The organism is Pseudomonas sp. CCOS 191 (assembly GCF_001007005.1).
In the GTDB taxonomy this organism is placed as follows: Bacteria; Pseudomonadota; Gammaproteobacteria; order Pseudomonadales; family Pseudomonadaceae; genus Aquipseudomonas; species Aquipseudomonas soli.
This window is the reverse complement of the sequence record NZ_LN847264.1, coordinates 2,355,899-2,377,244: the sequence shown is the minus strand read 5'-3', so window position 1 is coordinate 2,377,244 and position 21,346 is coordinate 2,355,899. Positions and strand designations below refer to the sequence as shown.

The window sequence follows — 21,346 nt, the reverse complement described above, 5'->3', positions numbered from 1 at the left end:
GATCCTAACAAATCCACTGCGGCCAAATTACACAAGCAACTTCTTGAATAATGATTTTCCGGCTCCTAGACTCCCAGCGCAGGATCACGCAAGGAGCCTTCATGACCGCCATCCCCGAACAGCCCCCCGCACGCTGGAGCGAATTGCTCAGCGGTGGCAATGCGCTGCGCTCGATCGCCCTGGCCGGCGGTGTCGCCCTGCACGCCGTCAATGTCTATATCGTCACCACGCTGCTGCCCACGGTGATCGACGAAATCGGCGGGTTGGCCTTCTATGCCTGGAACACCACCTTGTTCGTGGTGGCCTCGATCATCGGCTCCACCCTTTCTACCCGCCTGCTGGCCCGCGGTGGGCCACGGGTTGCCTACCTGCTGGCACTGCTGGTGTTCACCCTCGGTTCGGCAGTGTGCGCAATGGCCACCAGCATGCCGCTGCTGCTGGTCGGGCGCAGCGTGCAGGGCCTGGGCGGCGGCATCCTGTTCGCCCTGAGCTATGCGCTGATCCACCTGGTGTTCGAGAGCCGCCTGTGGCCCCGCGCCATGGCCCTGGTCTCGGCGATGTGGGGGGTGGCCACACTGTGCGGCCCGGCCGTGGGCGGCGTGTTCGCCGAGGGCGGGCACTGGCGCTGGGCATTCTGGTCGCTGCTGCCGGTGGCCGCCGCCCTGGCGCTGATCGTCTGCCTGCGCCTGCCGGCGCGCCAGGCGCTGGACGACAATGGCGCCCGCCCGGCCTATGGCCTGATCGCCTGCCTGGTGGCCTCGGTGCTGGCGATCTGCGCGGCCAGCCTGGCCGACTCACTGTGGGTCAACCTGGGCGGGATCGTCGCCGGCCTGGCCATCGCCGCGCTGATCGCCCGCCTCGATCCCCGTGCCCGCCACCACCTGCTGCCCACCGGCGCCTACAGCCTCAGGCAACCGATGGGCGCACTGTTCGCCATGATGTGCCTGCTGGTCGCGGCCATCACCACCGAGATCTATGTGCCCTACTTCCTGCAGCGCATCCATGGCTTCGGCCCCCTGGCCGCGGGCTACCTGACGGCCGTGATGGCCGCCGGCTGGACGGTCGGCGCCCTGGCCAGCGCCGGGCGTGATCGCGATGGCGGTGCCTGGCAGATTCGCTGCGGCCCGCTGCTGGTGGCCCTGGCGCTGCTGGCCCTGGCACTGCTGACACCCGCCTTGGCGTGGGTCGCCAGCACGCCGGGCCTGGCCCTGTTTGCCCTGGCCCTGGCCGGCGTCGGCCTGGGCATCGGCCTGGGCTGGCCACACTTGCTTACCCGCGTGCTGCAGGCGGCGCGCCCCGGCGAGGAAAACCTCGCTTCGGCCTCGATCACCACCGTGCAACTGTATGCCACCGCGCTGGCCGCGGCCCTGGCCGGCCTGGTGGCCAACAGCGCCGGGCTGGTCGAGCCCGGTGGCGTGGAAGGCGCACGCAGCGCGGCGCTGTGGCTGTTCGCCGTATTCGCCTGCGCACCGCTGCTGGCCCTGCCATTGGCGCTGCGCCTCACCTCTGAACGCAAGGAGTGCCCATGAAGGAATCCAAGGAAGTCTACGAGCGCATCAGCGAGCAGTTCGAGGACTTCACCAGCCACGCCAGCCAGCGCGGGGTCGAGGTCGACACCTTTCGCTACATGGCCGGCGAGGTGATCGGCGAGGAGATCCTCGACCTGGCCTGCGGCCATGGTTTCTTCAGCCGCCGCCTGAAGGACTGGGGCGCGGCGCGGGTGCATGGCGTGGACATCTCGCCGAGCATGATCTACCAGGCGCGCCAGGCCAACGACGGCATCGCCTACGAAGTGCGCGACGTGGCGCAGATGGGCCAGATCGGCCAGTTCGACAAAGTCACTGCGGCATGGTTGTTCAACTACGCCGGCAGCGTCGAGGAGCTGCGGCGCATGTTCGAAAGCGTCGCCCTCAACCTCAAGCCGTCCGGTCGATTGATTGCCTACACCGCCAACCCGGCCTTCGACCTGGCCCGCGGCAACTTCACCGAGTACGGCATCCGCGTACTGGACGAACAGCCGGTCGAAGGCGGCTTCCGCTGCCAGGGACAGTTCATGAGCACGCCGCCGGCGGACTTCACCTACTACCGCTGGCACAAGGCGGTCTACGAGCAGGCCGCCCATGACGTGGGCCTGCGCAATGTGCGCTGGATCGCCCCGCTGATCAGCGGCATCCGCAAGAAGGCGCATCCGCCGGGGTACTGGGATCTGTTCGAGCAGAACAGCCTGCAAGTCGGGTTGATCTGCAGCCGCTGATACAGAAAGCGCCCGTCTTACACCTTGCAGCGCCTATGAAATCGAGCGCCGCCCGCGCGGCGCATCGCGGATGAATCCGCTCCTACATTGGTTGCAACGTGCCCATGCCTGATAGGCCATGGTTGTCAGCCTTGTGTGCTCGACGCGGTTTTTCGGTGGGCATTGCTGCCGCCCCACTCATCTCAAGACCTGCGCCAAGGCTGGCAGCCATGGCCTGACAGGTTCGGTACGTTGCAACAAATGTAGGAGCGGATTCATCCGCGATGCGCCGCGCGGGCGGCGCTCGATCTCAAGAGCGCAGCAACGCTAAAGCCGAACACCTCGAAAGACCACCGATAGCCTCAAACCTGCACCAGCCACTCATCCACCAGCCCTTGGCGCGCCAGAGCCTCGCACCACGCAGGCTGCGCCTCGACCTGGACTTCATTGCAGTCGAGCGCGTACAACGCTTGCAACACCCGCCGCGCATCGACCTCCTCGATCACCTGGCAGCGCGCCCGGGCATAGCGCCCGTCACGTGTCGCCTGCGCCGTATGCAGCACCAGCGTCGGTGCAAGGCCATCCAGCACCTTGGCCGAGGCCGGGCAATCGAGCACCTGATCAACCACCACCCGCAACGGAGTCACCGGCTCGACTCGCTGTGCCGGAACATGCGCCAGCAGCGACGGGTCGCATGCCTTGACCCAGTCACAGGTAGTCAACAACGCCGAGGCCCTGCCCCGCCAGTACTCCAGCGGCGCCTGCTCGTCGCAATGGCTGAGCATCGCGCCCTCACCCATCGCGCCAATGGCCAGCGCCGCCGGCCGCAATACCCGCACCCAGGGGCGCTGGCGCTCGATGCGCGAGAAAAACCCGCGATTGAGTGCTCGCGCCGTGGGACAGGGCATGGCCTCGACCGCGATGCCCGCTTCGCGCAGCCGAAGCGCACCGATGCTCTGCGACGCATCGGCACTGGCCGTGACCACCCGGCGCACCCCGGCGGCCACCAGCGCATCGGCGCACGGCGGGGTGCGCCCATGGTGACCACAAGGCTCGAGCGTCACATAGGCGGTGGCCCCGCGCGCCGCCGGGCCTGCCTCCTGCAAGGCGTGCACCTCGGCATGGGCTTGGCCGGCGCGCTGGTGCCAGCCGCGCCCCACCACCTGGCCGTCGTTGACGATCACGCAGCCGACCCGCGGGTTGGGCATGGTGCTGTACAGGCCCTGGCTGGCGAGCGCCAGGGCCATGTCCAGATAATGGCGGTCGAGCGCACTCACGTACGGACCAGCGCCAGCAGATAGCGGGCCTCGCCATGCTGACGCTCGATCACCTCCAGGCCCTGCCAGGTGAAGCCATGGGCCTCCAGTGTCTGGCGGATGCCAGCGTCGGTGAAGAAATAGCCCTGGCGCTGGTTGTCCATTTCCCGCCACCCTGCCTCGGGGTGGGCATCATCGACCCCGAACACGTTCAGCCCGACCAGCGCGCCGGGGCGCAGCAGGCGGCGCACATGGGCCAGGTAAGGGCCCCACTCGTCCGGGTGTTGATGGTGGAAGCAGCCGTTGTCCAGGGCCGCGTCGAACACCGTCCCCGGCGCCGGCTGCCAGTCCTGCATGGCCTTGTTCACCAGGTCGAGGCGATCACCCCAGCGCTTGCGCAGCAGTGGCCAACTGGAGTTCTCGACGATATCCAGCCCGGTAACGCGGTGCCCGGCGAGGATAAAGGTTGAGGCATCGCGGCCACGTCCCACGCCGATATCCAGCACATGCTGGTCACCCTGCGGGTCGAGCCGCTCGAGGAAAGCCTGGGCCGCCTGGATCATGCCGACATCCCACGACCACTCATCCTCGCCGTGGCTGTAGCGGTGCACGAACGAGGTGTCGAGGGCCTTGCGGTAGTCGCCCTGGGGCATGAAGTCGCTTGCTTGCTTGCTCATCGTGCTGCTCCTTCAGGATGCCAGGCGGGCGTCGATGCCGTAGATGCGCCCATCATAGGAACTGGCCAGGAACGCATCGCTGGCCGCGTCATGGGTCAGGCAGGAAATACCGCTGGCGGTGGGTCGCTGCACCGGCAGCCAGCGCCGCGAGGCCAGGTCGAACAGCGCCACGGTGCCGTTGTAGGCGGCGGTGGCGATCACCCGGCCATCGCTGGAGGCGGCGATGCACTTGATCGAGTGCTGGTGCGGCGAATCGAACACCTCGTCGCCGGTCTCCAGCCACAGGCGCAACTTGAGGTCGCGGCCGATACTGGCGAAACCGCCGGTGATCGGGCAGCAGCCGTTGGAAATGCGCGTATGCGCCGCCTCGATATGCCGCACGCAACTGAAGTCGGCGATGCTGTGCAACGCGGCGTCGGCCGAAGCGCAGACGCTGAACAGGTGACGCTCGTCGGCGGCCACGCCCTTGATCGCGTTGTCATGCATGGGGATCGACGCCACCAGGCGCAGGCCGCCCTTGCCGTCATGGCCGAACACCAGGCCTTCGCCGGTGTAGGTGCCGATCAGCGCCAGGTCCTCGCCCTGCTTGACGAAAGTGGCGCCACAGTTGAGCGGCGAACGGTGCTGGTAGAGCATGCGCCCGGACAGGCCATCGAACACCTGGCCCATCTGGCCACCGGTCAGCAGCAGCGGACCGAACGGCAGGAGGAAGTTGCACAGGCTGCCGACGCAGGTCACCGGCTGGTCGTCACGGTGCAGGATGCCCGCGTCGCCGATGCTGTACTGGCGCTCTTCGCTGCGCACCACGGCATTGATGCTCACTGCCGGCTCGATACCCGACACCTGCCACTGGTCCTGCTCGTAGTTCCAGGTGGCGTAGCGCGAGCCGAAGGTAGCGAACACCAGCTGCTCGTCGCCGACGAAGGCGCAGCTGCGTGGCCAGACGATGCTCGGCAGCGCGGTGCTGCGACGCTTGACCAGGTTGCGCCCGGCATCAAACGTCCAGAGGATCGCCGAGCGGTCATAGCTCAGGCTCACCAGCAGGCGTTTGTCATCGTTCCAGACAATGCGCTTGATCCCTGCGGCATGGGCCGGCACGGTCTGCACCTGGCCGTCGGCGATGATCGAGATGCGCCCCTCGTCATCGCCGGCGAACACCACGCCTTCACGGGTGATGGCGATGGTGTCGGTTTCCACGCCGCCGATGTCCACCTCGTCGCATTGCTGGCCGCTGCGGGTGTCCCACTGGCGCACGGTGCCGTCGTCGCTGCTGGAAATCAGGCGCTGGCCATCCGGCGACCAGACTACCGAGATCACGTCGGCCTGGTGGCCATGGAATGCCTGCAGTTGCACGCCATCGAGGTCGAAGATGCGCAGCACATGGTCACGCGAGCAGGTCGCCACGCGCTGGCTATCGGGCGAGAACACCGCCATCTCGACGTCGTCGTTGTGCCCCTGCAGCACGGCCTTCAGGCGCATGCTCGGAACTTCCCAGATACGCGCGGTGTAGTCGCTGCTGGCGCTGACCAGGTGCTTGCCGTCGCTGCTGAAGGCGCACTGGTTGGCCAGGTGGTCATGATGCACGCGGTGGATCGGCTCGCCGGTGGTGGCGTTCCACAGGATCACCTGGTTGTCGTAGCCGGCGGTGGCGACGAAATGCGCGGCATGGGCGGCGATACCGCTGATAGGGCCAATGTGTTTCATCGAAAGATCCTTTTTCGCTGGAGGTCAGAGCTTGATCGAATGGGCGGACTTGACGGCCTTCGCCTGCAGGTAGTTGCGGTTGTGGTTGGTCAGGAACACCCCGGTGGGTACCTGCTCGATCACATCGATGCCGCCGGCGCGCAGTTGGGCGACCTTCTCCGGGTTGTTGGTCAGCAGGCGGCACTGGTCCACGCCCAGGGCGCGCAGGATCTGCACGGCAGGGTCGAAGGAGCGCGAGTCGGCCAGGTGGTTGAGACGCAGGTTGGCTTCGTAGGTGTCCAGGCCCGAGTCCTGCAGCAGGTAGGCCTCGAACTTGGAATACAGGCCGATGCCGCGCCCCTCCTGGCGCAGGTAGATCAGGTAGCCGCCGACCTCCTTGAGGGTGCGCAGGGCCTCCTGCAACTGCGGGCCGCAATCGCAGCGCTGCGAGCCGAACACATCGCCGGTGATGCACTCGGAATGCACCCGCACCAGTGGCACGTCGCACTGATCGCGCCCGATGCCCACGGCGAAATGCTCCTGGTCGCGCGCGAAGCCGTTGAAGCCGAAGAAATGGGCATCGACATCGCCGCCGAGGATGGAAATCGGCACGATGGTGTGAAGCGAAACATCCTTGTTCATGGAATCAGACCTCTTGCACGGAAGACGGAAAAACTCAGTTGTGGTTTTCAACCAGGCGCAAACCCATGACGTAGATCGGTCGCGGGTAACGCCCGTGGCGGCGCGCGGTGCGCGCCAGGTCACGGAAACGGGTGAAGCTGCCACCGCGGGCCACGCGGTGGGTGCCGACATCGAGCACCAGGTCGTCCTCGATGCGCGGGCCACCGGGGTAAGGCTGGTAGTCCTCGGCAACGTACTCCTCGACGTTGCCGGCCATGTCCAGCACCCCGAACGGCGAGGCGGCGTCGATGAACACGCCCACCGGCGTGCTGTCCAGGTAGCCCAGCTCGGCGGTGTTGGCATGCTCGACCTGGTAGGCGTCGCCCCAGGGGAACTGCCGCCCCTCGGGGCCGGCGGCGGCATACTCCCACTGCGCTTCGGTGGGCAGGGCAAAGCGCCGGCCGGTACGCTCGCTGAGCCAGCGGGCATAGGCATCGGCATCACTGGCCGAGACGCTGTACACCGGGTGGTTGGCATGGTGCCGTGGATAGCGGCCGAAGGCCCAGCCGTCGGGGATGCCGGTGTGACCGCTGTCGAGCAGGAACTGGCGATACTCCTGGTGCGTGACCGGGAAGCGGGCGATACGGAACGCCGCCAGCTCGACCGCGTGGCGCGGGGTCTCCTTGTCGATCCAGCTGCGGTCCAGGCCCAGCCCGTCGAACTGGTCCATCACCTGCGTCACTGCGCCTGGGTCCAGGCCGATGTGCACCCGCGCCGCGGGAATGTCGATCATGTCCGGGGCGAAGGTGTCGATGCGTGGATCACCGCGCAGCGCCAGCACCTCGCCGGCGCCGATGCGACGCGCCAAAGGCTGGCGCGGCTGTTCCAGGATGGCGAGCAGGACATCCAGCGGAGCCTGGAGCAGATCGGCGAACGCCTCGCCGACCTTGGCCTGCAGGGGATGCTCCTGGTACTGCTCGGGATAGCCCATCAATGCCCGGTCGCTGACATCCTTGGGCAGCGGGCTGGGCAGCCGTGGCCAATGCCACTGTTTGTAGCTGTTCATGCGAATACCTGCCTGGGCACAGGCCTGCACGCGCAAAGGCGCGGCAGGCGTGTGACGACGTGGGATCAGAGACGGTCGAGGAGCAACCGCGGGTTGCTTTCGATCATCTCCACTTCGGCGCTGTACACCTCGATCACCAACCCATCAGGGTCTTCGAAGTACACGGCGCTGCGCACGTTGTCCGGCCCATGGTGATAACCCGGTGCCGGGCCGTTGCCCTTGACCAGCTTGATGGTGCCGGCGGCGGTGACCTGGTCGGCGATGCGCCTTACATCCTCGGGCAGTGCCCGTATGCCGATGTGGTAGCCGGTCGGGTAGCTGAACGACTCGCTCTGCTCGATGAAGAAGTCGAAGCCGTTAAGCTCCATGACGGCCTTGCGCGGGCCGAGGTTGTAGCAGTAGTTGGCGCCGAGTATGTCGCTGTAGAAGGCCTTGGATGCCTCCAGATCGCGGGTCAGGATGTTCACGTGGTTCATTTCCGGGCGCTGCCTGGCCCGCGCCGCCTCGTCCAGCCCCAGGCCGTCGAGGGAGCGCCACAGCTTGGTTGCCGCGGCGAACTTGGCGAAGCCCGCCAGCCAGTCCTTGATCACCACCCCGGGCACCTGCCCGCTGGCGATATCCAGCGGGTACGGGTAGAGGAAGCCCTGGCTGGCCTGCTGCCACTGGGCGATCACCCCCGTGGCGGACGGCAGCTGCGCCAGCGTGCCTTGCACCCGCACCAGCACCAGCGCGGTATTGCGGCACAGCCCGGCGGCCTCGCTGAGCAGTGTGTTCAGCGCCGCGGGGGGCGTGGCACTGTCGAGCAGCAGGCAGACCGCGTCCACCGGCCCCTGGCCGGCCGGCTTCTGGCTGACCTGCAAGCTGAAACCCGCTGCCGCCGCGGCACTGCCCAGGCTGTCCAGGGCCTGGGCAGCCGCGTCACCAAGCGGCGCGGCGTGCAATGCCAATAGACGCAACATCAGGCAGCCCTCCGCCCGATCAGCAGGGTATAGCGGCCGATCGGCTCCTGCTCCACCGTGAGCCCCGCCGCGGCCATGCTGTCGATCAGGTAGCGGCTGGGGTGCAGTTCACCGTTGACCGTGTTGAGCATCATGTGCAGGGAGAAGTCGGCCGACAGGGCCGGATGAATCTCATCGTCTTCCAGGGCCATGCTCAGCACCAGCAGCGCGCCGTCGCCCTCGACCATGCCGGCGGCACCGGCGATCAGGGTGCGCACCTGCTCACGGGTGAAATAGTGCAGGCAGTCGTTGAGCATCACCACATCGGCGCGCTCGCCCTGGTACTGGGCCAGGTCCAGCAGGTTGCGGGCATGGAAGCCAAGACGGTCGTCGAGCCGGTACTTGGCGAAGGTGGCCGCGGCCGCCTCGCGGGTGGGCTCCAGGTCCCAGACCTCGCCTTTGACCTGCGGATGGCGGCTGGCGATCTCGGCCAGGTAGGTGCCGTGGCCGCCGGCGAGGTCGATCACCCGACGGGCCTTGTCGAACAGCGGCAGGTCACGCAGCACATCCACCATGGGCTGACTGAAACGGACCATGGCGTCGTTGAAGGCATCGCGGGCCGCGAGGTCGTGCTTGAAGCGGTTCTCCTGCTGGAAGTCCAGCGAGGCGCGGCTGCGCAGGACTTCGTCCAGGCGTGGCCAGTTGTGCCACTGCAGGCGCTGGTGGTCGATGATCGGGCCGATGAACTCGGCGCTGTCGCTGACCAGGAAACGCTGGCTCAGCGGCAGGTTCTCGAAACCTTGGGCGGTGCGCTTGAGCAGGCCCATGGCGACCAGCGCGTTGAGGAAGATACGGCCCTTGTTCGGCACCCAACCCAGTGCATCGCTCAAAGCCTCGGCACCGACTGGCTGGCGGGTGTGATCGAACACGCGCTGGGCCAGCGCAGAATGCAGGATGGCGGACTGGCGGTACTGGTCGGAGAGCTTCACCAGGTCGACCACGCTCTGCAGGCTGCTCACTTCATCGGCGTGTTCATAGATGGTCACGGGTTTCTGGGCATTCATGCACTCACATCCCTGTCGAGTTGTTGTTGATGGGCCCATGCCCGGCATTTGCCAGCAAGGTGTCGACATACTTGCACGCACCCCTCCCTGGGACCGGCAAGCACAGGCTCCGCAGATCAGCCTAGACGCGGATCAAATAAATACAACTAATACCTTTTATATTTTTATCGCATATAAATTTTCTCATCGATAATCGTTCCCCTTGCACAAATCACCGCGAATCCGGGCTATCCTTCGCCCACTTGCCTGCGCAAAGGATGGCCCAGGAGAGTGCCCGATCCGCTCATTCACGCCCGGTTTCCAGCGCTCCATGACCTCGACCACCGTAGATTCGAACTGCACCGCCGACCGCATCCTGTTCCTGCTCAAGACCCGCGGGCCGCTCAAGACCGCCGACCTTGCCCAATTGCTCGCCATCACCTTCGAAGCCACCCGCCAGCAGGTGCAGAAACTGCAGGCGGCCGAGCTGATCAGCGGCATCAGCGTGCCGGCCAAGGGCGCCGGGCGGCCCTCGCAGAAATGGGCGTTGACCCCAGCCGCCCAGCGCCGCTTCCCCGACTCCCACAGCGTACTGACCCTGCAACTGATCGAGAGCGTCGAGCAGGTGTTCGGCAGCGACGGCGTCGACCGCCTGATCAGCCGCATGGAAGACAGCAACAGCCGCGAGTACCAGCAAGCCTGCGCAGGTGCCGACAGCCTGGAAGACAAGGTGCGCATCCTTGTGCAACTGCGTGAGCGCGCAGGCTACATGGCCGAGATCCAGGCCGACGGCGACAACTGGCTGATCGTCGAGAACCACTGCCCGATCTGCATCGCAGCCACCCGTTGCCAGGGGTTCTGCCGCAGCGAACTGCAGGTGTTCCAGGCGGCAATCGGCGAGCAAGGGCTGGTGGAGCGCTGCGAGCACCTGATCTCGGGGGACCGGCGCTGCGTCTATCGCATCTCGCCGAAGTAGCCCCCCCACGCAGTGCTCGTCACACTACGCCATCAGATCCGCCGCCTGCCCTTCAGCACCGGGACGGTGGTCTGGGCGATTTCTACCTGCACGTGATCGCGCCGGGTATTGGCCGCCAGTTCCGCCAGCGTCGGCTGGCTGAACAGCAACCGTGCATCGGCGTGCAAGCCGGCCTGACGCATGCGCGCCACCAGGCTGACCGCCAGCAGCGAATGCCCGCCCAGCTCGAAGAAGTTGTCGTCGCGACCGACCTGCTCGATCTTCAGCACTTCGGTCCAGATCTGCGCCAACGCCTGCTCCAGCTCATCGCGCGGTGCCTGGTAGGCCCGGCTGATCACCGCCGCAGCGCCCGGCACCGGCAACGCGTTGCGATCGACCTTGCCATTGGCGCTCAGCGGCAGCTCGGCCAGCAGCACGTAGGCCGACGGCACCATGTAGGCGGGCAGGCGCGCCAGCAGGTAGGCACGCAACGCTTCCAGCGCGGGCGCGGCGTGGCCATCGCGGCAGCTGGCATAGGCCACCAGGCGATCATCGCGCACCAGCACCACGGCCTGGCCCAGGGCCGGGTGGCTCGCCAGCAGGGCCTCGATCTCGCCCGGTTCGATACGCAGGCCATTGAGCTTGACCTGGAAATCGTTGCGGCCAAGGAACTCCAGCTCGCCATCAGCGCGGTAACGCACCAGGTCGCCGGTGCGATACAGCCGGTCACTGGCCACGAACGGGCTGGCGATGAAGCGCTCGGCCTGCAGCGTCGGCAGGTTCAGGTAGCCACGGGCCACGCCGATGCCGCCAATGTGCAGCTCGCCGGCGCACCCCATGGGCACCGGGCGGTCATGGGCGTCGAGCACATACAGGCGGGTGTTGCCGATTGGCCGCCCGATCGGCGGGGCGACGACGGGCAGTGGTTGCTGCGGTTCCAAGGTCCAGGCGGTGCTGTCGACGGTGGCCTCGGTGGGGCCATAGACATTATGCAGGCGCACCTGGGGCAGTCGCTCGCGCACGCGCTGCGCCAGTGCCAGGGTCAGTTCGCCGCCACCGCAGAACAGATCGCGCAGGCTGGTGCAGCGCTCCACGCCCGGGGTGTCGAGGAATGCATGCAACAAGGCCGGCACGAACTTCACGGTGGTCACCCTGCGGGCCTGGATCAGTTGCGCCAGGTAGGCCGGGTCACGGTGACCATCGGGGCGCGCCAGCACCAGACGCAGCCCAGCGCACAACGGCCAGAACAGCTCCCACACCGAACCGTCGAAACTGAACGGCGCCCGTTGCAGCAACGCGTCATCGGCCTGCGGCGGGCACAGGTCGCTGCCCCAGCGCATCAGGTTGCACAGCCCGCGGTGCTCGACCATCACGCCCTTCGGCGTGCCGGTGGTGCCCGAGGTATACATGACATAGGCCAGGTGCCCGCCACCAAGCTCCGCCAGCGCGGGCGCCTGGTCGCTGTGCGCCTGCCAGGCGCCCTGGTCCAGGTCCACCAGCGGTGTTGGCTGGCCATCGAACAGGCCGCGGGTGGCGCCCTGCACCAACAGCGCCAGCGGGGCGCTGTCAGCGAGCAGGTAGTGCAGGCGCTCGTCGGGGTGGTCGGGGTCCAGCGGCACATAGGCGCCACCGGCCTTGAGCACGCCCAGCAGGCCGACGATCAGCGCCACGCCGCGCTCGAGGCATACGGCGACCCGGGTGTCGGGCCGCACGCCAAGGCCGATCAAGTGGTGCGCCAGGCGATTGGCCTGGGCGTCGAGCTCGCGGTAGGTCAGTTGCATCTGCTCGGTCTGCAGCGCCACGGCATCCGGCGCGCGCCTCACCTGGGCGGCGAACAGGGCAGGCAGATGCGGGTACCCAGGGTCCAGCGCCACCTCGGTGGCGTTGACGGTCTCCAGCAGGTAGCGGCGCTCGTCCTCCGGCAAGGTCGACAGCGATTCCAGCGCCACCGGGGCTTCGCTGGCCAGTGCCTCGGCCAAGGCCCGCAGCGCGCACGACACATGCCCGAGCACGCGCTCGGCACCCAGCTCACGGGGTGCACGCACGCTCAGGCGCAAGGTGTCGCCCTGCTCGTCCACGGTCAGCACCAGGGCATGGCTGTGCACCTCGCTGGCCTCGAGCAGCGTCACGCCCGGCAACGTTACGGTCTGCGCCGTGCCATGCCGATAATTGAGCAGGCTGTCGAACAGTGCCACGCCGGCCGGCAGGCCGCTGCAACGCTGGGCCAGGACCAATGGCGCGTCCTCGTGCCCGAGCAGCGCCGCCAGTTGGCTGTGAGTACCAGCCAGGGCCTCGGCCACGTCACGCCCGGCCAGCGACACCCGCAGCGGCAGGCTGTTGATGAACATGCCCAGTGCTCGGTCAGCGCTCTCGCCGGCCATCACCCGGCCCAGCAGTACGCTGCCGAAGACCACCTCGTCACGGCCGCCCAGCGCCCCCAGCACCTGCGCCCAGGCCAGGTGCATCAGGCTGCCCAGGCCAACGTCGTGCTGGCGCACGCGCTGGCGCAGGGTGGCGGCCAGACCCTCGGGCACGGTGACGGCGCAGGTCTCGACCTGTGCCACTCCTTGCGGCCCCTCAGCCATGCCGGCCAACCGGGGCGGCGCCTCCACCCCGGCCAGGGCCTCGCGCAGGTAGCGTTCATGGCCCGCCTGCCGGCCCTCATCGCGGCTCAGCGCAACATAGTTGCGGTAAGCCACCGGAACAGGCAGTGCATGGCCTTCGCCTGCCATCAGCGTCGCCAGCTCGGCAAGCAGCACCTGCACCGACACCGCGTCGTTCACCAGGTGGTGGAAATGCAACATGCCCAGCCAACGCGCCTGGGCGCTGTCCTCGACACAGGCCAGGGCCATCATCGGCGCCTGGCGCAGGTCCAGGCGCAGCCCCTGCTCGCGCAGCCGCGTGGCCGCGTCGCCCGGGCCGGGCCCGAGCACGCTCAATGGCAGCCAGGCCTGGCGCCACACCACCTGCTGGGGCTGCGCCAGGCCTTCCCAGGCCAGGCTGGTGCGCAGGATGTCGTGACGTTCGATGACCCGGGCCAGGGCCTGGTTGAACGCCTCCAGCGCCGCCCTGCTGTCGAAGGCGAACAGCGCCTGTTGCAGGTAGGGATCGCGCTCGTCGGTGAGATGGTGGTACAGCAGCCCCTCCTGCAACGGCGCCAGGGGGTAGATCTCCTGTACATTGGCCGCGCCGCCCGGAACCGTGCCGACGATCTGGTCGATGCTGGCCTGGTCGAGGTGGGTCAAGGCCAGCATCTCGGGGGTGATGCGCTGGCAACCCGGCGCCACGCAATTGGCCGGTACCGCTTGCGCGGGGGCGCTGCCCAGCGACGCGGCGAGGCTGGCCAGGGTCGGCTGGCCGAACAGCACCTGGGCATCGGCGTGCAGCCCTGCCTGGCGCATACGCTCGATCAGACGTACCGCCAGCAGCGAATGGCCCCCCAGTTCGAAGAAATGATCATGCCGCCCGATCTGCTCCACCTCCAGTAGTTCCGCCCATAGCGCGGCCAGGCGCTGCTCGAGCTCGCCCTGCGGCGGTTCGTGGGTGCGCCGTACCGAGGCTTCGCTGCCCGGCGCCGGCAGGGCGCGGCGGTCGAGCTTGCCATTGGCGGTCAGCGGCCAGGCCGTCATCGCCACATAAGCCGATGGCAGCAATGCCGCGGGCAGGCGGTCGCGCAGGTGCTCGTGCAGGTCGAGCGGGGTCAGTACCTGCCCGGCGACATACCAGGCCACCAGTTGCCCGTCGCGCAGCAGTACCACGGCCTCGCGCACGGCTGCATGGCTGGCCAGCGCGCTCTCGATCTCGCCCAGCTCCACCCGCACACCGCGGATCTTCACCTGGTCATCGCTGCGGCCGAGGTATTCCAGGGTGCCCTCGGGCAACCAGCGCACCAGGTCCCCTGTGCGGTACATCCGCGCGCCAGGCTGCTGGGTGAACGGGTCGTCGAGGAAGCGTTCGGCGGTAAGTTCCGGGCGGTTCAGGTAGCCACGGGCGACCCCCGCGCCACCAATGTACAGCTCGCCCACGGCGCCCACCGGCAGTTGCCGGCCCTGGGCGTCGAGCACGTACAGGCGCGCATTGGCCACCGGCGCGCCGATATGCAGCACCTGCCCGGGGTGCACCTCGCCAGCGCTGGCGACCACCGTGGCCTCGGTCGGGCCGTAGTTGTTGATGATTCGGTAACCTCGCTCCCGCGCCAGGCGCCGCAGGCGGTCGCCGCCGACCAGCAAGGTCTGCAAGGTCGGGTGTGGCTCGCCCTGGGCGAAGGCGTGTTCGGCCACGGGCGTGGGCAGGAAGCTGACCTGCAGCGGCTGGGCGCGCCACCAGCGCAGCAGCGCATCGATATCCTCGCCCCCCTCGCCCACCGGCGCCAGGTGCAGCGTCGCGCCGGCGCACAGGGCTGGCCAGACTTCCCAGGCCATGGCATCGAAGCCGAAACCGGCCAGGCTGGAAGTATGACTGCCAGGGCGCAAATCGAAGGCGGCGCAATGCCAGTCGACCAGGTTGGCCAGCATGCGGTGCTCGACCATCACGCCCTTGGGTTGGCCGGTGGAACCGGAGGTGTAGATCACGTAGACCAGGTTGGCGCCGGACAGCCGCTCTACCTGGGGGTTGGCCAGCCCAGCCGTGGCCGATGGCAGGCGGTCCAGCTCGATAACCGGCACGTTGGTGACCGGCAGGCGGTCACGCAGGCTTGAGAGGGTCAGCACCACCGTCGGTGCGCAGTCAGCGATCAGGTACTGCAGGCGCTCGCTCGGGTGCGCCGGGTCCACCGGCACATAGGCCGCGCCGGCCTTGAGCACCGCAAGCAAGCCGACCAGGGTGTCCAGGCCGCGCCGGGCGAGCACCGCCACCCTCTGCTCTGGCAGCACGCCCATGGCCAGCAGTTGCTCGGCCAGCTGGTTGGCGCGGCTGTTCAGCTCGCCATAGCTCAGGCTGCGCCCCTGATGCACGGCGGCAGTCGCCTCGGCGCGTGTTGCGGCCTGGGCCTCGATACGGCGGTGAATCAGTGCCGGCCCATTGGGGTCTTGGGCGGTGGCGTTCCACTGGCGCAGGCGCTGGTGTTCCTCGGCAAGCAACAGGTCGTAGCTGTCGATGCCCGCCTGGGGTTGCTCGAGCCCTTGGGCCAGCACATGAAGCAGGCGCGTGCTGAACACCTCGACGTCCTCGGGTGCCAGCCAGGCCTGGTTGTACACCAGGTGCAGCCAGGCCTTGCCATTGTGCGGGTTACTGCGCAGGTAGAGCGACAACGGCGTGGGTTCGTGGTCGTTGCACACCTTGACGCTGTGCGCGCCGAGGCTGCCGTAACGCAAGTCGTGGCCCTCTTCCTCGTAGGAAACGGTGATCTCGAACAACTGCCCACGCGCCTCGCGGGACAAGCCCAGCGCACGGTTGAGCTCGCTCAGCGGCAAGCGCTGGTGGCGCAGGTCGCGCCTGAGCGCATCGCCGATGCCGCGTACCAACTCGGCGAAGCTCAAGGTCCTGCCGAAGTCCATGCGCAAGGCGTTTACCTGAACGAACAGGCCCAGCGTGGCCTTGGCCCGCGCACTGCCACGGTTGCGCACTGGCAGGCCGACCACCCAGTCGTCGCGCTGCCAGGCCCTGGCGCAGCACACATGCAAGGCCGCCAGTAGCACATGGGCTACCGACCCTTGCAGCGAATCGGCCAGGTGCTGCATGCGCTCCAGCAGGCCAGTGTCGAAGCTGCGCTCCAAGGCGCGACCAGGCGTGGCGCCAGGTGGCAGGCCCTGCTCCCTGGGACGCAGCAGTGCATCCGGAAGTTGAGGGTAGCGTCCCAGCCAGTAAGCCAGATCGCGCTGCTGGCGGGGCGAGTTCTGGTAGGCCTGGTCATCTTCGATAAACGCCTGGTAGGACGGTGCCGTGTCCGGCAGCGCCTGCCCTTGCTCAAGGAGGCCATAGTACTGCCCCAACTGGTGGAGCAACTGCTCCAGGCCCCAGCCGTCGAGGATCAGATGATGAGCCTGCAACATCAGCAGGCTGCGCCCGGCGTCGACATTTAGCAATGCCATGCGCAGCAGCGGCCCGGCCTCGAGGTCGAAAGGCTGCTGCAGCAAAGTCTTGCTCAGGCGCTGCGCAGCCTCGAACGGCGCAGCCTGCCCGCGCAGATCATGCTCGTCCAGCGGCACCCGCATGTGGGGCACGAAACGCTGGCGGGCCACGCCATCCTCCCCGGCCTCACGCACCAGCACCGTGCGTAACCCGTCATGCAGGCTGACCAGATGGTCCAGCGCGCGTCGCAGCAGGCCGCTGTCCACAGCGCCATCGAACGAGAGATAACCACCGACATTGTAAAGCGGCGAATCGCCATGGCTGATCTGGTCAAGCCAGATATCGCGCTGGGCGCAGGTCAGGGGAAAGGTGTCGGCGGCGGACATGGCGTGGATCTTCCTTGAAACGGGGGTCGTCCGCGGATTCAAGCACCCACCCCGGCCCCTGTATGGCCCCCCAAACCCGGACAATGGCAGGGGCCATTTTGCTCAGCCTGAACCTGCGGATTTTTTTGTAGGACATTGACGCTAGCGGGCAACCGGCAGCGACCTACCCCTGTGAGCGAGCGTGGCAAACGCCGCCGATCTGGCCGCTTACTGGCATCAATTGTCCGACAATCTTGCGAGCCGCAAGGCACGCAACGGGAAAAACACCGACTTTTCTTGTCGGATTAATTGGCATTTCCTGTCCCCGCTTTCCGCTACAGACGCAGGCTCGGAGCCTGCTATTCAATAGCGCCAAGCCCCAGCACAGAGAGGACTCGACCGCGAGACCCGCCGCGTTACCGGATCAAGGAAGACAAGCCCATGAAGCTGATCGACAGCCTCGAACACTGCCACGACCCGCACTTGTACCTGCAACTGGGGGCACTGGTTGCCAGCACCGGCGATGACACCTTCGCCGAACAGATGCTCCAGCTGATCGGCGACCAGGTGCCGATCCATCGGCTCGACCTCAGCGAGTGGACCCTCGACAGCGACCAGGCCAGCATCCGCCAGGTCAAGGTACTGGGCAGTGCCGGCCGCCCCGAGGAAACACCGGTTCAGGAGCCTCTGCGCCACCCCCTGCTGCAAAGCATCATGCGTATGGAAGACCCGCTGCTGATCCAGATAAACGCCCCCGTGCACCAGTGCAACCTGGTATCGCGCAGCGGCAACCGGCGCTGGGTCATCTGCTGCCAACGGCTGCGCAGCGAGGGAATGTTCTCGCTGGCCGAGCTGTCGCTGCTCAAGCGCCTGTCCGACACACTGCTGCCGTTGGTCGAGCATCACGCCCAGCTGTTCCTGCAGGCGGCCAGTCGCCGCCCGGGCGGCCTGCTGCCCGATGAGGCCGGGTCGCTGCGCCAGGTGTTCACCGAGCGCCTGGAGCAAGACGCAATCCGCCTGTCCAGCCGCGAGCAGGAGGTGTGCATCGGCCTGCTCACCGGCGGCACGGTTCCACAGATGGCCCAACGCCTGAACGTGAAGAGCAGCTCGATCGAGACCTACCTCAAACGCGCCACCGCCAAACTCGGCGTCAGCGGACGCCACGGCCTGGCCCGCTGGATGGCCGGCACCTGAACCCAGAGACCCTGCCATGCCGCGAATCACCCTGCCCTTGCTTGCTCTTGTACTGTCCGGCTGCAGCCTGGCCCCCGACTACCAGCGCCTCCCCTCGCCCAGTGCCGAGCAATATCCAAGCGGCCCCGCCTACAGAGGTGGCCCGCCCACCACGGCGCTGCCTCGCGACTGGCAGGGGGTGTTCCGCGACCCGGTGCTGCGCCAACTGCTGGACACCGCGCTGACCAACAACCGCGACCTGCGCGTGGCCCTGCTCAATACCGAAGCGTACCGCGCCCAGTACCGCATCCAGCGCGCCGAACTGCTGCCGAAGATCGCCGCCAATGCCCAGGGCACCCGCCAGTATCTGCCCCGGCGACGTACCGGTGGCGAGGGCGTGATCAGCACCCAGCAATCGGCCACCGTCGGCATCAGCGCCTACGAGCTGGACCTGTTCGGCCGCCTGCGCAGCCTCAGCGACCAGGCCCTGCTGACCTACCTGGCCACCGACGAAGCCCGGCGCGGCGCCGAGCTCAGCCTGATCAGCAGCGTTGCTGGCGCCTACCTGACCTGGCGCGCCGACCAGGAGTTGCTGGCCCTGTCGCGCCAGACCTTGCAGGCCGACGAGAAAAGCCTGCGCCTGACCCAGCGCCAGCGCCGCACCGGCACGCTGTCGGCGCTCGACCAGATCCAGGCCACCACCCGCGTCGACAGCACCCGCGCCGCCGTGGCGCGCTATACCCGCCTGGCCGCCCAGGATCTCAACCAGTTGCAGCGCCTGGTCGGCGCGCAGGTCGATGAGCACTTGCCGCCCCTGCCCCTGGCCGACGAGCAGATCGCCCGGGTGCCGGCCGGCCTGCCCGCCGACCTGCTGCAACGCCGGCCCGATATCCGCCAGGCCGAGTACCAGTTGCAGGCCGCCAACGCCAACATCGGCGCGGCACGGGCGGCGTTCTTCCCGAGCATCAGCCTGACCGCCAACGCCGGCAGCAGCAGCCGCGAGCTGGCCGACCTGTTCGATGCCGGCACCGGCAGCTGGCTGTTCCAGCCGCAAGTGAACCTGCCGCTGTTCAATGCCGGCAGCCTGCGCGCCAGCCTCGACTACGCCAAGCTGCAAAAGGACATGCAGGTGGCGCGCTACGAAAAATCGATCCAGACCGCCTTCCAGGAGGTGGCCGACGGCCTGGCGGCGCGCACCACCTACCAGCAGCAACTGCAGGCCCAGCGCGACCTGGTCGAGGCCAGCCAGCGCTACCACGACCTGGCCGAGAACCGCTACCGCACCGGCATCGACAGCAGCCTGACGTTCCTCGATGCGCAGCGCTCGCTGTTCAGCGCCCAGCAAGGCCTGATCAGTGATCGCCTGGCGCAGTTGCTGGCCGAGGTCAACCTGTTCACCGCGCTGGGCGGCGGCTGGGACGAAGCACCGGGGCTGGCCTACCAGCGCTCGGCGGTCCTGCCGAAGTAGACCGATGGCGACACCCCGAGGGTACGGCGGAACATCGCGCTGAACGCGCTGGGGCTGTCGTAGCCCAGGTCCAGCGCCACCTCCAGCACCGACTGCCCGGCCGCCAGGGCATCCAGGCTGGCCAACAAGCGCATGCGCCGCAGCCACTGCACCAGGCTCAGGCCGGTCTCGCGCTGGAAGGCGCGGGTCAGGGTACGCGGGTTCAGGCCGCTGTGGGCCGCGGCGCGGGCCAGGCCCCAGTCCTCGGACGGCGCCTGGCGCAGCGCCTCGCACAACCTTTGCAGGTGCGCCGAATGCGGGCTTGGCACATGCAGGGCGAACACCGGCAGCACGCGGATCTCGTCGAGAATAAGTTGCATGATCCGCGCCTCGCGGCCTTGCGCCGGATGATCGGGGGCGATGTCCATGGCACGGATGATCAGCTCGCGCAGCAACGGCGAGATCTCGATCACCTGGCATTGGCGCGGCAGGTCCGGGCGCGCGCCTGGGTCGACGAACAGGGTGCGCATGCGCACCACGCCGGCCATGCGCAGTTCGTGTTCGACGGCCGCCGGCACCCACACACCACGCCCGGGGGGGACCACCCAGTTGCCCTCGCGGGCGCTGACCGTGACCACGCCGCTGATGGCATGGATCAGCTGGGCGCGGTCATGGCAGTGCGGGGCGATGTGCTCGCCATGGCGGTAGTTCTCGGCGAGCGGCAGGATGATCGGGCGCGGCATTGATGCGAGCCTGGCAAGGGTGGATGGAGGATTATGGCGGTGCGGGGGGTAAAGGGGAAATCTGGGGATTTGCAGATGAGGGAGTGTTTCGAGGTGTTCGGCGAAAGTGTTGCGGCGTTCTTGAGATCGAGCGCCGCCCGCGCGGCGCATCGCGGATGAATCCGCTCCTACATTTGTCGCAACGTGGCCATGCCTGATAGGCCATGGTTGTTAGCCTTGCGCGCTCGGCGCGATTTTTCGGTGGGCATTGCCGTCGCCTCACCTGTCTTGAGCCTTGCGCCAAGGCTGACAACCATGGCCTTCCAGGTTCGGTACGTTGCAACAGATGTAGGAGCGGATTCATCCGCGATGCGCCGCGCGGGCGGCGCTCGATCTCACAGGCGCTGCAAGGCAGTCGCCAATCCCCTGCACAACTCCGAATCAGCAGCCCTTCGCCACTTCCTGCGCCGAGACCGGCACATCGAAAACCTTGTCGAAACCCCACTGGAACACGAACGCATAGACGAAGAAGAACACGAACAACGCCAGGTTGGTCACCAGCGCCGCCCACAGGCCGATATCCAGCCAGTACGCCACCAGCGGCAGCAGGATCAGCACCAGCCCGCCCTCGAAACCCAAGGCATGCAGCAGGCGCCGCAGCAAGGTGCGGCTGCGCTGGTGCTGGCGCGCCTCCCAGCGCTCGAAGGCCCAGTTGTAGGCCATGTTCCAGCTCATCGCGATGCCCGACATGAGGATCGACAATACCGTCGACTGCGCCATGCCCGCGCCGAACGCCAGCTCCAGTACCGGCGCCACGCAGGCCACGGCGATGGCCTCGTAAAGGATGGCCTGGACGACCTTGCGCGCCTTGCCTTGCATGTTCAGCTCCCTGAAGAAAAGACCTGCAAAACTACAAGAAGAAAGCCGCAAGAAAAAGTCAGAAATACTTTATTGACTGACCGTTCAATCAAAAAAAACTAGCATAAACGTTTCCGCAACACCTATCCCTGGCGTTCGGCAAGCACCTTCTCGCCGCTACGACCCCCTCTGCGTGACTCTTCAGCAATGGCCTGCACCGCACTGTCCGGGGCACGCCGCGTATTGGACAACCCCGCGATCGGCTGCTTGTATCTATGACTGCAAGCGGCGACACGTCGT

General features: G+C 67.3%; 15 protein-coding genes. 5 read left to right on the top strand and 10 right to left on the bottom strand.

Annotated elements, in window-relative coordinates; genetic code table 11:
* The first annotated feature begins 101 nt into the window (after positions 1–101).
* Both CCOS191_RS10905 and CCOS191_RS10900 read left to right on the top strand, forming a co-directional pair.
* The gene (locus tag CCOS191_RS10905) at positions 102–1,529 is read left to right on the top strand and encodes an MFS transporter (protein ID WP_046855206.1); all 1,428 of its coding nucleotides are present in this window, start codon (positions 102–104) and stop codon (positions 1,527–1,529) included.
* Positions 1,526–2,254, top strand: a complete 729-nt coding sequence (locus CCOS191_RS10900) for a class I SAM-dependent methyltransferase (protein WP_046855205.1) — start codon at positions 1,526–1,528, stop codon at positions 2,252–2,254. The genes CCOS191_RS10905 and CCOS191_RS10900 overlap by 4 nt, the downstream gene beginning before the upstream one ends.
* Before the next feature lie 341 nt (positions 2,255–2,595).
* On the opposite strand, the gene ribD is transcribed toward CCOS191_RS10900, so the two are convergent.
* From ribD to CCOS191_RS10865, 7 genes are all read right to left on the bottom strand, one after another.
* The gene (gene ribD, locus CCOS191_RS10895; protein ID WP_052752595.1) at positions 2,596–3,510 is read right to left on the bottom strand and encodes a bifunctional diaminohydroxyphosphoribosylaminopyrimidine deaminase/5-amino-6-(5-phosphoribosylamino)uracil reductase RibD; all 915 of its coding nucleotides are present in this window, start codon (positions 3,508–3,510) and stop codon (positions 2,596–2,598) included.
* Entirely contained in the window at positions 3,507–4,166 is a 660-nt protein-coding gene (locus CCOS191_RS10890) for an SAM-dependent methyltransferase (protein WP_046855204.1), read from the bottom strand. The genes ribD and CCOS191_RS10890 overlap by 4 nt, the downstream gene beginning before the upstream one ends.
* Before the next feature lie 12 nt (positions 4,167–4,178).
* Positions 4,179–5,870: a WD40 repeat domain-containing protein gene (locus CCOS191_RS10885; protein ID WP_023630994.1), complete on the bottom strand. Its 1,692-nt coding sequence runs from the start codon at positions 5,868–5,870 to the stop codon at positions 4,179–4,181.
* A 24-nt stretch (positions 5,871–5,894) separates the two neighbouring features.
* Positions 5,895–6,491 (bottom strand): GTP cyclohydrolase II RibA, encoded by a 597-nt coding sequence (ribA, locus tag CCOS191_RS10880; RefSeq protein ID WP_023630993.1) that lies wholly within the window; start codon positions 6,489–6,491, stop codon positions 5,895–5,897.
* A gap of 34 nt (positions 6,492–6,525) precedes the next feature.
* On the bottom strand, positions 6,526–7,536 hold the full coding sequence (locus CCOS191_RS10875) for a formylglycine-generating enzyme family protein (RefSeq protein ID WP_046855203.1): 1,011 nt from the start codon (positions 7,534–7,536) through the stop codon (positions 6,526–6,528).
* A 65-nt stretch (positions 7,537–7,601) separates the two neighbouring features.
* A complete protein-coding gene (locus CCOS191_RS10870; protein ID WP_046855202.1) occupies positions 7,602–8,495 on the bottom strand; it encodes a VOC family protein in 894 nt (297 codons plus the stop codon).
* On the bottom strand, positions 8,495–9,538 hold the full coding sequence (locus tag CCOS191_RS10865) for a methyltransferase (protein WP_046855201.1): 1,044 nt from the start codon (positions 9,536–9,538) through the stop codon (positions 8,495–8,497). The genes CCOS191_RS10870 and CCOS191_RS10865 overlap by 1 nt, the downstream gene beginning before the upstream one ends.
* Positions 9,539–9,848: 310 nt before the next feature.
* Here CCOS191_RS10865 and CCOS191_RS10860 point away from each other — a divergent pair, with 310 nt between their 5' ends.
* Positions 9,849–10,493 carry a helix-turn-helix transcriptional regulator gene (locus CCOS191_RS10860; protein ID WP_046855200.1) on the top strand — a complete coding sequence of 215 codons (645 nt, stop codon included), beginning with the start codon at positions 9,849–9,851 and terminating at the stop codon, positions 10,491–10,493.
* Between the two features lie 32 nt (positions 10,494–10,525).
* Here the strand turns inward: CCOS191_RS10860 and CCOS191_RS10855 are convergent, their stop codons facing one another.
* Complete coding sequence (locus CCOS191_RS10855) at positions 10,526–16,867, bottom strand: non-ribosomal peptide synthetase (RefSeq protein ID WP_046855199.1); 6,342 nt, start codon at positions 16,865–16,867, stop codon at positions 10,526–10,528.
* A 420-nt stretch (positions 16,868–17,287) separates the two neighbouring features.
* Between CCOS191_RS10855 and CCOS191_RS10850 the strand changes: the two genes are divergently transcribed.
* Both CCOS191_RS10850 and CCOS191_RS10845 read left to right on the top strand, forming a co-directional pair.
* A complete protein-coding gene (locus CCOS191_RS10850; RefSeq protein WP_046855198.1) occupies positions 17,288–18,040 on the top strand; it encodes a helix-turn-helix transcriptional regulator in 753 nt (250 codons plus the stop codon).
* Between the two features lie 16 nt (positions 18,041–18,056).
* Positions 18,057–19,487, top strand: a complete 1,431-nt coding sequence (locus tag CCOS191_RS10845; RefSeq protein WP_046855197.1) for an efflux transporter outer membrane subunit — start codon at positions 18,057–18,059, stop codon at positions 19,485–19,487.
* Here CCOS191_RS10845 and CCOS191_RS10840 read toward each other — a convergent pair.
* Both CCOS191_RS10840 and CCOS191_RS10835 read right to left on the bottom strand, forming a co-directional pair.
* The gene (locus CCOS191_RS10840; protein ID WP_038706346.1) at positions 19,457–20,209 is read right to left on the bottom strand and encodes an AraC family transcriptional regulator; all 753 of its coding nucleotides are present in this window, start codon (positions 20,207–20,209) and stop codon (positions 19,457–19,459) included. The two genes, CCOS191_RS10845 and CCOS191_RS10840, sit on opposite strands and share 31 nt — an antisense overlap.
* A 420-nt stretch (positions 20,210–20,629) precedes the next feature.
* Positions 20,630–21,067 carry a PACE efflux transporter gene (locus CCOS191_RS10835; protein WP_046855196.1) on the bottom strand — a complete coding sequence of 146 codons (438 nt, stop codon included), beginning with the start codon at positions 21,065–21,067 and terminating at the stop codon, positions 20,630–20,632.
* Positions 21,068–21,346: the final 279 nt, after the last annotated feature.

Coding starts and splice junctions, on each gene's coding strand:
- CCOS191_RS10835 (WP_046855196.1), bottom strand. CDS start 21,067: ATGCAAGGCAAGGCGCGCAAGGTCGTCCAGGCCATCCTTTACGAGGCC.
- CCOS191_RS10900 (WP_046855205.1), top strand. CDS start 1,526: ATGAAGGAATCCAAGGAAGTCTACGAGCGCATCAGCGAGCAGTTCGAG.
- CCOS191_RS10860 (WP_046855200.1), top strand. CDS start 9,849: ATGACCTCGACCACCGTAGATTCGAACTGCACCGCCGACCGCATCCTG.
- CCOS191_RS10875 (WP_046855203.1), bottom strand. CDS start 7,536: ATGAACAGCTACAAACAGTGGCATTGGCCACGGCTGCCCAGCCCGCTG.
- CCOS191_RS10850 (WP_046855198.1), top strand. CDS start 17,288: ATGAAGCTGATCGACAGCCTCGAACACTGCCACGACCCGCACTTGTAC.
- CCOS191_RS10855 (WP_046855199.1), bottom strand. CDS start 16,867: ATGTCCGCCGCCGACACCTTTCCCCTGACCTGCGCCCAGCGCGATATC.
- CCOS191_RS10870 (WP_046855202.1), bottom strand. CDS start 8,495: ATGTTGCGTCTATTGGCATTGCACGCCGCGCCGCTTGGTGACGCGGCT.
- CCOS191_RS10905 (WP_046855206.1), top strand. CDS start 102: ATGACCGCCATCCCCGAACAGCCCCCCGCACGCTGGAGCGAATTGCTC.
- ribA (WP_023630993.1), bottom strand. CDS start 6,491: ATGAACAAGGATGTTTCGCTTCACACCATCGTGCCGATTTCCATCCTC.
- CCOS191_RS10865 (WP_046855201.1), bottom strand. CDS start 9,538: ATGAATGCCCAGAAACCCGTGACCATCTATGAACACGCCGATGAAGTG.
- CCOS191_RS10845 (WP_046855197.1), top strand. CDS start 18,057: ATGCCGCGAATCACCCTGCCCTTGCTTGCTCTTGTACTGTCCGGCTGC.
- CCOS191_RS10885 (WP_023630994.1), bottom strand. CDS start 5,870: ATGAAACACATTGGCCCTATCAGCGGTATCGCCGCCCATGCCGCGCAT.
- CCOS191_RS10890 (WP_046855204.1), bottom strand. CDS start 4,166: ATGAGCAAGCAAGCAAGCGACTTCATGCCCCAGGGCGACTACCGCAAG.
- CCOS191_RS10840 (WP_038706346.1), bottom strand. CDS start 20,209: ATGCCGCGCCCGATCATCCTGCCGCTCGCCGAGAACTACCGCCATGGC.